Below are 11,802 nucleotides of genomic sequence, written 5' to 3' on the forward strand. Positions count from 1 at the left end.
TTGAACGGAACACTATAATTACAACGGATATTAAATCTATAACTATCAAGTTCCTAATGAAGAGCATTGTATTCCTGCGGAACGCTCTTTCGACTGCGAATTATCTTGCTACACACGTTCGGTTCCGGAGGAACTGATCAAGAATAAGGTAGCATTCGAAACACAGAAAAAGAAGGTTTATAAATTCTAACCTTTTAATGCTGCGATTTCGTCCCGCAATTTGGCAGCTTTAATGAAATCCAGATTTCTGGCTGCAGCTTCCATGGCTTTCTGTTTTTCTGCAATCAGTTCTGTGGCGTCTTTTCCATAGCTTGCTTTTTCTTCGGCAACCTGTTTCAGAATTTCTTTTTGGGTATATTTCGGATCCGGGAAATCTTTGGATCTTCCGACAAGGATTTCCGAAATTTTCTTGTTCAGTGCCTGTGGAACCAAACCGTGTTTTTCGTTGTATTCCATCTGCTTTTCGCGTCGATAGTTGGTTTCATCGATCGCTTTCTGCATGGATCCGGTTATTTTATCGGCGTACAAAATCGCTTTACCATTAACATTTCTTGCTGCTCTACCAATGGTTTGAACAAGCGAACGACGGGAACGCAGCATTCCTTCCTTATCCGCATCCAGAATCGCAACGAGGGAAACTTCGGGCAAATCAAGACCTTCTCTTAATAAATTTACGCCCACCAAAACATCGAAAAGTCCTATCCGCAAATCCTGCATGATCTGAATTCTCTCCAAAGTCTCAACATCGGAGTGGATGTAACGCGTGCGTATTCCGAATTTTGTAAAATATTTTGTGAGTTCTTCTGCCATTTTCTTGGTCAGCGTTGTTACCAGAACTCTTTCATCAATCTCCGCTCGCTTCTGAATTTCCTCAATTAAATCATCAATTTGGTTTAATGAAGGTCTTATATCAATTATAGGATCCAGAAGTCCGGTCGGACGAATAATCTGCTCGATATATTCCCCGCCACTTTTTTCAAGTTCATAATCTGCCGGAGTTGCCGACACGTAAATCACCTGATTCTGCATGGCTTCGAACTCCTCAAACTTCAGCGGACGGTTATCCATTGCCGCAGGAAGACGAAACCCGTGTTCCACCAAAACCTCTTTACGGCTTCTGTCGCCTCCATACATGGCGTGAACCTGGGGAATCGTTACGTGACTTTCATCAATCACCATTAAAAAATCCTTCGGAAAATAATCTAAAAGACAGAACGGACGGGAACCCGGCAATCTTCCGTCGAAATAACGCGAGTAGTTTTCAATTCCGCTGCAGTAACCGAGTTCTTTCATCATTTCCAGATCGAGTTCGGTTCTTTCCTGGAGTCGTTTGGCTTCAAAAGGTTTTTCAATTTCATTGAAAAAATCAACCTGTTTCACCATATCATCCTGAATTTCGCGTATGGCATTGACCTGTGTTTCTTTGGAGGTCACGAAAAGGTTTGCGGGATAAATATTAATCTCTTCAAACTCTGCCATCACATTTCCGGAAAGCGGATCGAAGCTCTGAATTTTTTCAATCTCGTCACCGAAAAACTGGATTCGAACTGCATTATCGGCATAAGCTGGATATACATCAATTACATCACCTTTCACCCTAAAGGTCCCGCGTGTAAATTCATTTAAAGTTCTTGCATACAAAGCATTCACCAGTTTATGTAGAAAAGCGGTCCGGGTGATTCTGGCATTTTTCTGAACTTCAATTAAAGACTTATTGAATTCCGTAGGGTTTCCGATACCGTAAATACAAGAAACCGACGCTACTATTAATACATCCCGCCGGCCTGAGAGCAAACTTGCCGTAGCAGAAAGTCTCAGTTTCTCGACTTCTTCGTTAATAGAAAGATCCTTTTCAATGTAAGTATTCGTTGATGCAATGAATGCTTCCGGCTGGTAATAGTCGTAATAACTCACAAAATATTCCACGGCATTATCAGGGAAGAATTCCTTAAATTCCATGAAAAGCTGTGCTGCCAAAGTTTTATTATGCGCCAAAACAATGGTTGGCTTCTGTACACTCTGTACCACATTAGCAACGGTAAAAGTTTTACCCGAGCCGGTAACACCGAGAAGGGTCTGGTATTTTTCGCCAATTTCAATGCCTTTGACCAATTTTTCAATGGCCTGGGGCTGGTCGCCTGTGGGTTTGTATTCTGACTGAAGTTTGAACTGCATGATGCAAAATTACGTAAATTTTAAAACTGAATTTTTTGCTTTATTAATAACTAAAAAAACTTCTAAAATTTCTTTAGAAGTTTTCTATCTCATTATATTTTTTACTTTGTTGGAAATGCTCCGGAAAACGCCATCGTAATAGGCATTTTTATAACGTGTTTTACAGGTATGCCATTTTCTGTAGCGGGCGTCCAGACCTTATCTTTAAGTGCGCTGACGCTTCTTATGGCCTCCCTGTTAAAAATATCACTGGTCCCGTCAGCTGAAACGGTTCCCATTTTTCCGTTTTCATCTATTTCCACATAAAGTACAGTTTTTACCATCCCTTCATCGCCTTTAAAAACAGAAGTATCAAAATTCGCGTTAATTAATTTTCTAAACTCATTAATACCTCCTGGAAACTGCGGAAGAATACCCGTAAATTTTTGACTGTCTTCTTTTACTGAAGTTGGTACTACAGCTTTATCCACATTTGACTTATTTTTCTTTTTAACAGTATCATTTTTTACGATATTTTCTTTTCTATCTTTTTCAAAAACCTTTAAAAGTTCTTTTTCCGCTGGAGTAGCATTCTTTTCATCTATAGGAACGGCTATATCTTGTTTTTCTGAAGCGTTTAGGCTATTTACTTTTACTTTCGAGGCTTCGGTTTGGGCCTGAATTTCTTTAGAGAAAAATACGAAAAGAATTGCAAGCAAAGGGAGAACAGCAATTTTTTTTATTGCTGAAAATCTGGAATTTTTAGTTGTCATCATAATAAATCGTTTTTTGGTGTTATTAAAATCGAATTGGTTTGTTAATTTTAAACTTTGTGTATTCTTAATTTCATGAAGAATTAAATGCTGGTATTTACTGATGTCGTAGTTGTTTTTCAGAACAAATTCATCAGCCAAAAATTCGTGATTTATGATCATGGCATTTTTATAAAAGTATAAGGCAGGATTGAACCATGACAATATTTTGAGGAACTCTATTAATAAAATATCGGCAGTGTGATTTTCTGAAGCGTGACATTTTTCGTGGAGAAATATTCTTTCATCAATTTGATTATCTACGAAATACTTTTCACCAAAGTACATTGTTTTTAAAAAACTGAAGGGTGGATAATCTCGATTTAAAACTACGATGCGGTGATTTTTGTAGATTCTTTTATCTCCTTTTAAAAGTCTGATTTTTAAAAATGAATGGATAAATTTTACAAGGAATAAAGTTGATATCGATAAATAAACACCAAGTATAAGGTTACTCCAGTCGAAGTTTTGGGCGGTGTTAACACCTACTTGCTGAAATTGCTGAACAGGTTCGCCGAAGATTAAATTTGGCTGACCGCTGTTTTCGAAATAATTTGGCATCGGTATAAACGGCAACGAATACGCAAATAAAAGAGACGAAACCAGAAATATTCTGTTGAACTTAAATATGCGCTCCTTTGCTAAAAAGAAATGATAAAAGCCTAATAATACAGCAGAAGATATTACGATTTTTAGAATTATTGTTTGCATTTTAATCTTTTATTTGGTTATCAATAATGTCCCGTAGTTCTTTCAGCTGTTGCTGACTCAGTTTAGAATTGGCGGTAAAAAATGAAGCAAACTGAGAAACAGAACTGTTGAAAAACTGGTTAATAATTGAAGTCATCTCTCCGTTAAAATAATCTTCTTTCTTAACTTTCGGAAAATACTGTCTGGAATTACCGAAACTTTTGTAGCCGATAAGATCCTTATTCTGCATTCTTTTAAGGTTGGTGGCAACAGTGGTAGCCGCTGGCTTTGGTTCCGGAAGCGCCTGTAAAAGATCTTTCATAAATGCGGTTTTATTTGTCCACAATATTTCCATGAGTTCTTTTTCAGCTTCTGTTAATTTATTTTTCATTTTCTACTTTTTTAGATCCTATTCTACAAATGTAGAATTAAATTTCAATAAAGCAATATATTTTTTAAAATATTATCAATTCTTTAAACATAACAAATAAAAAAGAGCAGTGGTTGCTGCTCTCATTGATCTATTTTTTTCTTTTGGAGAAACTCTCAAAGTCTTCTATCACAAGGCCTTTGGCTTCATTCCTCGGTTGAAAACGTAGATTTCTGTTGCTATAGGTTACTGGATTTTCGGCCGTTTTTAAAATGGTTTGACCGCTGATCAGTTCCAGAGCTTTTTTAAGTTCGGGATCCGAAACATTACCGAATTCTTTTATATTGTTAATAGCCTGATAAGGATTGATGGCGTACGTTGGAAGAATTCCTCCGGACGGATTAGGATCTTTGTCCTTATTATAGTAGGAGAATGTGATGGGCTGCAACTTCCAGTTGTGCGCTGTATTTCTTGTAGCATACGAAGTATAATCAGATGCAGGCGAATCATAAAGGGTGATTGAACCAACAAATTTTCCGTAGGTTTCGTTACCGATGGTGGTTACCGGAACATATTTATTAAGACTGATGACGGTAAGTTCACTCGCAGAAGCAGTCTGGAAGGAAACCAATACATAAATCCTGCTCAGGCTCAGGCTGTTTACATTCTGCTGCCCGGTTTGTTCCGGATGACCGTTTACGATGTTATAGGTTTTCACGGTGTTGGTTAAATAATCCATTCCGTCATCATCGTTATGCTTTGCGTTGAAATCAAGGTAAACGTAGGGCTGGCCGGTGTAATTTCCGTTCACCATCTGGGCCAGTGCAGTTGCCGTTTCCAGAGATCCACCTCCGTTGTATCGTAAATCCAGAACAAGTTCTGTAATCCCGTCGGCTTTCATTGTAGCAAAAGCAGCATTCAGTTCATCATTATAATCTGATTTGAAACCATTATAGACCAAATAGCCAATATTTTTGCCACCGTAATTGTACTTTTTATAAAAGGCTACGGGATTCTCATCAATATTTGTTTTAGTAATGCTGATGTTCTCAGCCCTGTCGGTTGTTACCAAACCCGTGGAAGTAATTACTGCAGTTGCAGCTCTTGTTATGGTAAACTGGTCCTGAGAGAGCTGCGAATAATTGCTGATTGTTAAAGGTGAGCCATTCACTTTAGTAATAATGTCTCCTCTTACGATTCCAGCATTCGCGGCTGAGCTTCCTGGAATTACGTAATTTACAAGTGCCACTGCAGAGGTATTGGTATTATCTTTGGGATAAACCGCATAATCAAAGCCGGTTAATTTTTCAATTTCAGCTATTCTCGATGCGGGTATAATGGTATTATTATTTTCTATCCAGGAGAACCGGTCGGTATTTCCATAATCATACAGCAGACTGTAAAATAGACCATCCGGAGTTTTAGAATTGATGTATGAAGCATAATCGGCAGAGTTTTTGAAGTTGTCAGCTAACTTAGGTACATTTGGCTGCCAGTAATACCATGAGTTCATCGCCTTCCACACAAAATCATTTACAGAGTTTGTAGTGGCCGATGGTGAGGGTGCCAGATCGTTATCCCTGGAACATGATAACAATGATAGAATGGCAAGCGCTAAACCTGTTACATATATCTTACCTTTCATTTGTAATAATTTTAATAAATTTGAATTTAACCATTAACGGAAAATAATGAAAATCAATATCATAACCCCCGCAATTTTATTAGGCGTCTCTGCATTAATTTCTGTGTCTTGTACTGCAAACGCACTGCCAAAAGTAAAAAATCCGGTTTATGAATCGTATGATATTTCAGGAGAGAAAGGCTATCGTGTATCATTTGAACTTAGTAACGATTCAGTTCCTGCTACGTCTGTAGTGATTAACAGAATTCAACAGCATATTTCATCGGAAAACAAAACCGGTTTACATTATAAAGTCAACGTCAATACGCAATCGAGAAAAATTTTGGGATTCAAACCTAAAATTACCGATATCGAAAACGGAATTTTCTTCAAAACAGATACCGCTGAAATTTTCAAACCGGTAAATTTTAAATTACAGAAACAGTAATTTTGCAGAGCATTACTTTTTTCGTTACGGATTTTAAACCAAAAAATATTTAAATATGAATTATTTATCGATTAGAAATTTATCTATGTTGGGAATAGTTTTCCTTGTTTCCTGCACAGGAAGCCAAATAACTTCGGTAACAGCGCAAGATACCACCGTGTACGGAATATTACCCAATCCTGAAACCGCCGACAAAAATTCCCCTGAATATCAGCCTGTTTTTGCAGGGCAAACCAGAGTACCGGGCGTAAAAACCACCATTCCTTATCAGGTGGAAGTTATCAATTCAGATTTACAGAAACCGTGGGGAATCATCAATTTACCGGACGGCAGATTCCTCATCACTTCAAAAACCGGATACCTTAATATTGTTTCGGCAGACGGAAAAACAATTTCGAAAGTTGAAGGACTTCCAAAAGTTGATGCTAAAGGTCAGGGCGGTTTGCTTGATGTCGCGTTAGATCCAGATTTTGCCACTAATAGGATGATTTTCTGGACTTTTTCAGAGCCGGTTTCGGGTGGAAATCATACTGCAGTAGCAAAAGGAAAACTTTCTGCAGATGAAAAAACAATAGAAAACCCAACGGTAATTTTCCGTGCAACTCCAACCTACGACGGTGACAAACATTACGGAAGCCGCCTGGCCTTTGATAAGGAAGGCTACCTTTTTGTAAGCACCGGCGAACGTTCTGACCTAGAAACCAGGCCTTATGCGCAAAAACAGGATTCTTATTTAGGAAAGATTTTAAAAATCACAAAGGACGGAAAACCCGCACCCGGAAATCCTAACCTTGCAGGTTGGAAGCCGGAAATCTATTCGACAGGCCACCGAAATCCGCAAGGAATGGCTATTGACCACAAAGGACAGGTTTGGGACGCAGAAATGGGACCGCGCGGTGGAGACGAAATCAATCTGATTCAGCCCGGGAAAAATTACGGCTGGGGTGATGTAACTTACGGAATTGAGTACAGCGGCAAAAAAATCAACAACGGAACAACAAAAAAAGAGGGAACAGAACAGCCTGTTTATTACTGGGATCCTTCCATATCCATGAGCGGAATCACCTTCTATAGCGGAAATATTGAGGAGTGGAAAAACAATATGATGATCGGCTGCTTAAGCGGACAGAAAATCATCAGGCTGGTAATTGAAAATAATAAAGTAGTTGGTGAAGAATGGCTTTTAACCGACAAAAACGACAGAATCCGGGATGTGCTGAACGGGCAGGACGGTAATCTTTACGCCGTTTCAGACAGCGGAAAATTTTATAAAATATCTAAAAAATAGAAGATTTTCAATACGCATCAAGACCCTTGGCTGATGTTGAGGATTTTTTACTGCTTTAAATATACTAAATCAGATCCGAAATCATCTTCCAAACTGGTAAGGATTTTTGCGGTCTTCGTTTTCACAAAGAGCTTTTCAACGAAAAAATTAGTTTCGAAGAACTGGCGGTGAATTCCGGGAAGTAATTCCATGAAGAGATCCATACCCACCTTATTGTTATGTAAATCCATCATTTTCTCCAAAGGTTCGTTAGGGAATAATTCTTCGTGAAGATCGGTCATTTTTTTACAGAAATCTAACGCTTTGTGCGGCGACGATATTTTGCAGCAGTACATCATGATGAGGCATGTCCACAGCGCATGTCGGTAAGCATTCCCGATTCCGCTGTTGGCATTGGTTTCCGGGAAATGCTTCTGGGCGAGCATAAAACTTTTCGCCGTCGCATAAAATCCCAATAATGAGAAGAGCGGATGCGGCAGAGCAAGTCTCAAAAGTCTCAGAATTTTTCTGAAACTTAAAGTTCTTAAGGTGTTGAGCAATATTCTGGCTATTCTTCTCATAATAGAAATCTCCCCTGTAAAGGAGAGATTTTTATCGTTTTTAAGATTATATTAATGTACAAGAAGTCTCACGGTTTTGGAAACCTTCTCTTTAATTTCTGTACGCTTCACAATAAAGTCTACGAAACCTTTTTCCTGCAGGAATTCTGAAGTCTGGAAGCCTTCCGGTAAATCTTTTCCTATGGTTTCACGAATTACCCTTGGTCCGGCAAATCCGATCAACGCGCCCGGTTCTGCCATAATTATATCGGCGGTCATCGCGAAAGATGCGGTAATTCCACCAAAAGTAGGATCGCACAGATAAGCGATGTAAAGCAAGCCTTCTTCAGAAAGTTGGGCCAATTTCGCCTGAACTTTCGCCAACTGCATCAGGGAGTAAGTCGCCTCCTGCATTCTTGCTCCACCAGACTGGCAGATGATCATGTAAGGAAGGCGGTGTTCTATACAGTAATCTACTGCACGACGGATTTTTTCGCCCATTACCGAACCTAATGACCCTCCGATAAACGCAAAATCCATACATGAAATCACTATTTTCTCTCCGTTTACCGTTCCTACTGCATTACGGATGGAATCTGTTAACTTGGTTTTGGCTTTTACTTCTTTTAAACGGTCTGTATAAGCTTTGGTATCTTTAAAATTCAGCATATCTACGCTTTCTACGTTCGCGTCGAGTTCTGTATATTTATTTCCGTCGAAAAGAATTGAAAAGAATTCGTTGCTGCCAATTCTCACGTGGAAACCGTCTTCCGGAGAGACATAATTATTAGCTTTAAGTTCCTCATGCTCAATAATTTTCCCTGTAGGAGTCTGATGCCAAAGTCCTTTCGGAAGATCTTTTTTGTCTTCTGTGGAAGTGGTGATATTTTTTGCTTTTCTTTTAAACCAGTCGAATGCCATTTTTGATAGATTTTAGATTCCAGATTTTAAATTATAAAAGTGCGACGCAATTAAAATTTATCATCTAAAATTTTAATTTTAAAGTGTATTTACATTGTTCAGATCTTCAAAAGCTTTTTCAAGTCTTGCACTGAAAGTTTCTTCACCTTTTCTGATCCAAACTCTTGGGTCATAGAATTTTTTGTTTGGTTTGTCGTCTCCGTCAGGGTTTCCGATCTGAGTTTTCAAATACTCAAGATTGTTAACCATATAATCGCGGATTCCTTCGGTGTACGCAAACTGAAGGTCGGTATCGATGTTCATTTTTATCGCACCGTAGCTTATTGCTTCTCTAATTTCTTCAACAGTAGAACCAGATCCGCCGTGGAATACGAAGTTCACCGGTTTTTCACCAAGGCCAAACTTTTCCTGAACGTATTTCTGAGAATTATCTAAAATTTTTGGGGTCAGTTTAACATTTCCTGGCTTGTAAACGCCGTGAACATTACCGAATGCTGCTGCAATGGTAAAGTGAGGAGAAATTGCCTTCAATCTTTCGTAAGCATACGCCACTTCATCAGGCTGGGTATAAAGTTTAGACGAATCTACTCCCGAATTGTCAACTCCATCTTCTTCACCACCGGTAACTCCAAGTTCAATTTCGAGTGTCATGCCCATTTTTGCCATTCTTTCGAAATATTTACAGGAAATGTCAAGATTTTCTTCAATCGGTTCTTCAGAAAGATCCAGCATGTGTGATGAGTACAAAGATTTTCCGGTTTGCGCAAAAAACTCTTCGTTAGCATCCATTAAGCCATCGATCCAAGGGAGGAGTTTTTTCGCACAATGGTCCGTATGCAGAATTACAGTTGCTCCGTAAGCTTCAGCCAAAGTGTGAATATGTTTTGCACCTGCGACTGCACCGGCTATTGCGGCTTTCTGCCCATCGTTGCTTAAACCTTTTCCTGCATTGTATGCTGCGCCACCATTTGAAAACTGAATAATTACGGGAGAATTTAATTTCGCAGCAGTTTCCATCACCGCGTTCGCATTACTGGAACCGATAACGTTTACTGCGGGAAGTGCAAAGTTATTTTCTTTAGCATATTCAAAAATGTCGGTAACCATTTGACCTGTGGCAACACCTGCCGGAAAACGTCTGTTCATAATATTTTTTTTAAAAGATTTATTCTGAATTTTAGGTCTGTAAAGTTAAGAATTTTATGCGAAAAACATTAGTTTCTTTTGTCTTTTCCCCAAAGGAGTTTCTGGCGGATTGTTTCGTAAAAACTTAAGTTATTGGGATGAATGAGCAGGATCTGAAACTTTGCTTTACGCAGCACAATTTCCACATCGGTTTCCATGTGGATCAACCTGGAATCGAGAGACAAAGAATATTGCGGAACACGGCTTTCAACTTTCAGGCGAATTTCCACATCATCATTTACAATTAAGGGCCGCACATTCAGATTATGAGGTGCAATAGGCGTGATGACGAAATTGGCGTTGGCTGGTGTAATAATTGGTCCGCCACAACTTAAGGAATAGGCTGTAGAGCCGGTTGGGGTTGAAATAATGACACCGTCGCCCCAGAAGACATTGAGAAACTCTCCATTTATATAAGATTCTACCGTAATCATGGCGGTAGTTTCTTTACGCGAGACTGTTAAATCATTTAAAGCATAGGGAAAGAAAACAGAGTTGTTCGGCGAAACAATTTCAATAACCGATCTTCGGCTAATTTTTACTTCTCCTTTAATAATATCATCAAGTTCCAAAAAAACTTCCTCCTTACTGAAACTTGCCAGGAACCCCAGCCTTCCGGTATTTACTCCCACCACAGGAATTTCTAAATCCTGCACATATAGCAATGAGTTTACAATTGTACCATCGCCTCCGAAGGTAAAAAAAAGATCTACTTTTTTCTGCTTTAAATCTTCTTTCCCACAAAAGGTTTCAAAGATTTTCGAAAACTGCATCGCATTGGCCATTTCTTCGTGTAAAACTGCCTGGACGCCGCGTTTTTCGAGCTCTGAAACAAATTTACTGAGATACAGAAAGGTATCTAAGTCGCTTTTTTGAGAATATATTGCTGCCTTCATCATTTAAAACTCCAGAAATTTTTGAAAGAAACCGAATCTGTCTTTCAGCAGGTCTTCCTTCTCATCATCATAATATTTATGCACTACGCTATAGCCGTATCTTTCGAAGGTTTCGTCGATAGAGCTGGTATTTTCGCTATTGAATTTCAGGGTGATCTGTATATAGTCTTCGGTAATTAAATTAATGAAACAGCCGTAAATTTTACCATTGTTTGATTCTACAATTTTGCAGACTTCGGTCATGGAATAATGTCTGCCGCTGGTCTGCACAATCATCACCGCGCCGTTTTCCGAGAAAAGCGGATATTTTGAAAATTCGTTAAAGATATCGTCGCAGCAAAGATAGCCCATGTATTTTTCGGTCTTCGAAATCACGGGAACCACGTTACAGTTGAAGGTGTGAAAAAGTTTGATGGAATCGAGCAGATTACCGTCGTCCAGGATTGCAAATTTTTCGAAATGCATATCGAGTGAGCCCAGCGTTCCTTCCGGACTTTCATCTAAAAAGGACTGGCTGATTGCGCCCTGGTACACGCCTTTCTTTTTTACAAATACATGAGAATAACCGAACTCTTTCGCCATTTCATTCGCATCATCAATCATGTCGCTGGAGTTGAAAGCCGGGTAATCTTTCGAAATGTAATCTTTGATAAACATGATGCTAATTTAGGAAAATATTAAAAACCTGAGGCTCTTTTGAAAATTTTTAAAAATAATTTAAAAATAGCTTGCTTCATATGGAAACAAAAACATATCTTTGTCGCCTTTCATTTTTACTTTTTATTAGATTTATTTCAAACTGCACTGTCCATTGGACTTTGCAGTTTTTTATTTTTTGGCTGCGGGCATCTGCCGGAGAAAAATTAATCCCGCCA

General features: G+C 38.8%; 11 protein-coding genes. 2 read left to right on the forward strand and 9 right to left on the reverse strand.

The genetic code is table 11. The features are described 5' to 3' along the window. Positions 1–186: 186 nt before the first annotated feature. From uvrB to V5N63_RS06550, 4 genes are all read right to left on the reverse strand, one after another. The gene (gene uvrB / locus V5N63_RS06535; RefSeq protein ID WP_332033300.1) at positions 187–2,175 is read right to left on the reverse strand and encodes an excinuclease ABC subunit UvrB; all 1,989 of its coding nucleotides are present in this window, start codon (positions 2,173–2,175) and stop codon (positions 187–189) included. A 101-nt stretch (positions 2,176–2,276) separates the two neighbouring features. Further along, entirely contained in the window at positions 2,277–3,254 is a 978-nt protein-coding gene (locus V5N63_RS06540; RefSeq protein WP_332033301.1) for a M56 family metallopeptidase, read from the reverse strand. 424 nt (positions 3,255–3,678) lie between these two features. After that, the gene (locus tag V5N63_RS06545; protein WP_332033302.1) at positions 3,679–4,047 is read right to left on the reverse strand and encodes a BlaI/MecI/CopY family transcriptional regulator; all 369 of its coding nucleotides are present in this window, start codon (positions 4,045–4,047) and stop codon (positions 3,679–3,681) included. A gap of 130 nt (positions 4,048–4,177) precedes the next feature. Continuing rightward, positions 4,178–5,671 carry a S41 family peptidase gene (locus V5N63_RS06550; RefSeq protein ID WP_332033303.1) on the reverse strand — a complete coding sequence of 498 codons (1,494 nt, stop codon included), beginning with the start codon at positions 5,669–5,671 and terminating at the stop codon, positions 4,178–4,180. Positions 5,672–5,717: 46 nt separating this feature from the next. On the opposite strand from V5N63_RS06550, the gene V5N63_RS06555 reads away from it, so the two are divergent. Both V5N63_RS06555 and V5N63_RS06560 read left to right on the forward strand, forming a co-directional pair. Then, positions 5,718–6,098 (forward strand): hypothetical protein, encoded by a 381-nt coding sequence (locus V5N63_RS06555; RefSeq protein WP_332033304.1) that lies wholly within the window; start codon positions 5,718–5,720, stop codon positions 6,096–6,098. A gap of 55 nt (positions 6,099–6,153) precedes the next feature. Next, the gene (locus V5N63_RS06560; protein ID WP_332033305.1) at positions 6,154–7,386 is read left to right on the forward strand and encodes a PQQ-dependent sugar dehydrogenase; all 1,233 of its coding nucleotides are present in this window, start codon (positions 6,154–6,156) and stop codon (positions 7,384–7,386) included. A 47-nt stretch (positions 7,387–7,433) separates the two neighbouring features. Here V5N63_RS06560 and V5N63_RS06565 read toward each other — a convergent pair whose 3' ends face one another. The 5 genes from V5N63_RS06565 to V5N63_RS06585 all read right to left on the reverse strand — a co-directional run bounded on the left by V5N63_RS06565 (position 7,434) and on the right by V5N63_RS06585 (position 11,584). Then, positions 7,434–7,946 carry a DUF6973 domain-containing protein gene (locus V5N63_RS06565; protein WP_332033306.1) on the reverse strand — a complete coding sequence of 171 codons (513 nt, stop codon included), beginning with the start codon at positions 7,944–7,946 and terminating at the stop codon, positions 7,434–7,436. Between the two features lie 51 nt (positions 7,947–7,997). Further along, positions 7,998–8,846 (reverse strand): acetyl-CoA carboxylase, carboxyltransferase subunit beta, encoded by an 849-nt coding sequence (gene accD / locus V5N63_RS06570; protein WP_088468460.1) that lies wholly within the window; start codon positions 8,844–8,846, stop codon positions 7,998–8,000. Positions 8,847–8,924: 78 nt separating this feature from the next. Further along, complete coding sequence (fbaA, locus tag V5N63_RS06575; RefSeq protein ID WP_332033307.1) at positions 8,925–9,992, reverse strand: class II fructose-bisphosphate aldolase; 1,068 nt, start codon at positions 9,990–9,992, stop codon at positions 8,925–8,927. Between the two features lie 68 nt (positions 9,993–10,060). Continuing rightward, positions 10,061–10,927, reverse strand: a complete 867-nt coding sequence (locus V5N63_RS06580; RefSeq protein WP_088468704.1) for an NAD kinase — start codon at positions 10,925–10,927, stop codon at positions 10,061–10,063. Between the two features lie 3 nt (positions 10,928–10,930). After that, complete coding sequence (locus V5N63_RS06585; protein WP_332033308.1) at positions 10,931–11,584, reverse strand: CBS domain-containing protein; 654 nt, start codon at positions 11,582–11,584, stop codon at positions 10,931–10,933. Positions 11,585–11,802: the final 218 nt, after the last annotated feature.

The organism is Kaistella sp. (assembly GCF_032060305.1).
In the GTDB taxonomy this organism is placed as follows: Bacteria; Bacteroidota; Bacteroidia; order Flavobacteriales; family Weeksellaceae; genus Kaistella; species Kaistella yananensis.

Bases quoted from the DNA above. Each gene is read 5' to 3' on its own strand.
- uvrB (WP_332033300.1), bottom strand. From the start codon at position 2,175: ATGCAGTTCAAACTTCAGTCAGAATACAAACCCACAGGCGACCAGCCC.
- V5N63_RS06540 (WP_332033301.1), bottom strand. From the start codon at position 3,254: ATGTACTTTGGTGAAAAGTATTTCGTAGATAATCAAATTGATGAAAGA.
- V5N63_RS06545 (WP_332033302.1), bottom strand. From the start codon at position 4,047: ATGAAAAATAAATTAACAGAAGCTGAAAAAGAACTCATGGAAATATTG.
- V5N63_RS06550 (WP_332033303.1), bottom strand. From the start codon at position 5,671: ATGAAAGGTAAGATATATGTAACAGGTTTAGCGCTTGCCATTCTATCA.
- V5N63_RS06555 (WP_332033304.1), top strand. From the start codon at position 5,718: ATGAAAATCAATATCATAACCCCCGCAATTTTATTAGGCGTCTCTGCA.
- V5N63_RS06560 (WP_332033305.1), top strand. From the start codon at position 6,154: ATGAATTATTTATCGATTAGAAATTTATCTATGTTGGGAATAGTTTTC.
- V5N63_RS06565 (WP_332033306.1), bottom strand. From the start codon at position 7,946: ATGAGAAGAATAGCCAGAATATTGCTCAACACCTTAAGAACTTTAAGT.
- accD (WP_088468460.1), bottom strand. From the start codon at position 8,846: ATGGCATTCGACTGGTTTAAAAGAAAAGCAAAAAATATCACCACTTCC.
- fbaA (WP_332033307.1), bottom strand. From the start codon at position 9,992: ATGAACAGACGTTTTCCGGCAGGTGTTGCCACAGGTCAAATGGTTACC.
- V5N63_RS06580 (WP_088468704.1), bottom strand. From the start codon at position 10,927: ATGAAGGCAGCAATATATTCTCAAAAAAGCGACTTAGATACCTTTCTG.
- V5N63_RS06585 (WP_332033308.1), bottom strand. From the start codon at position 11,584: ATGTTTATCAAAGATTACATTTCGAAAGATTACCCGGCTTTCAACTCC.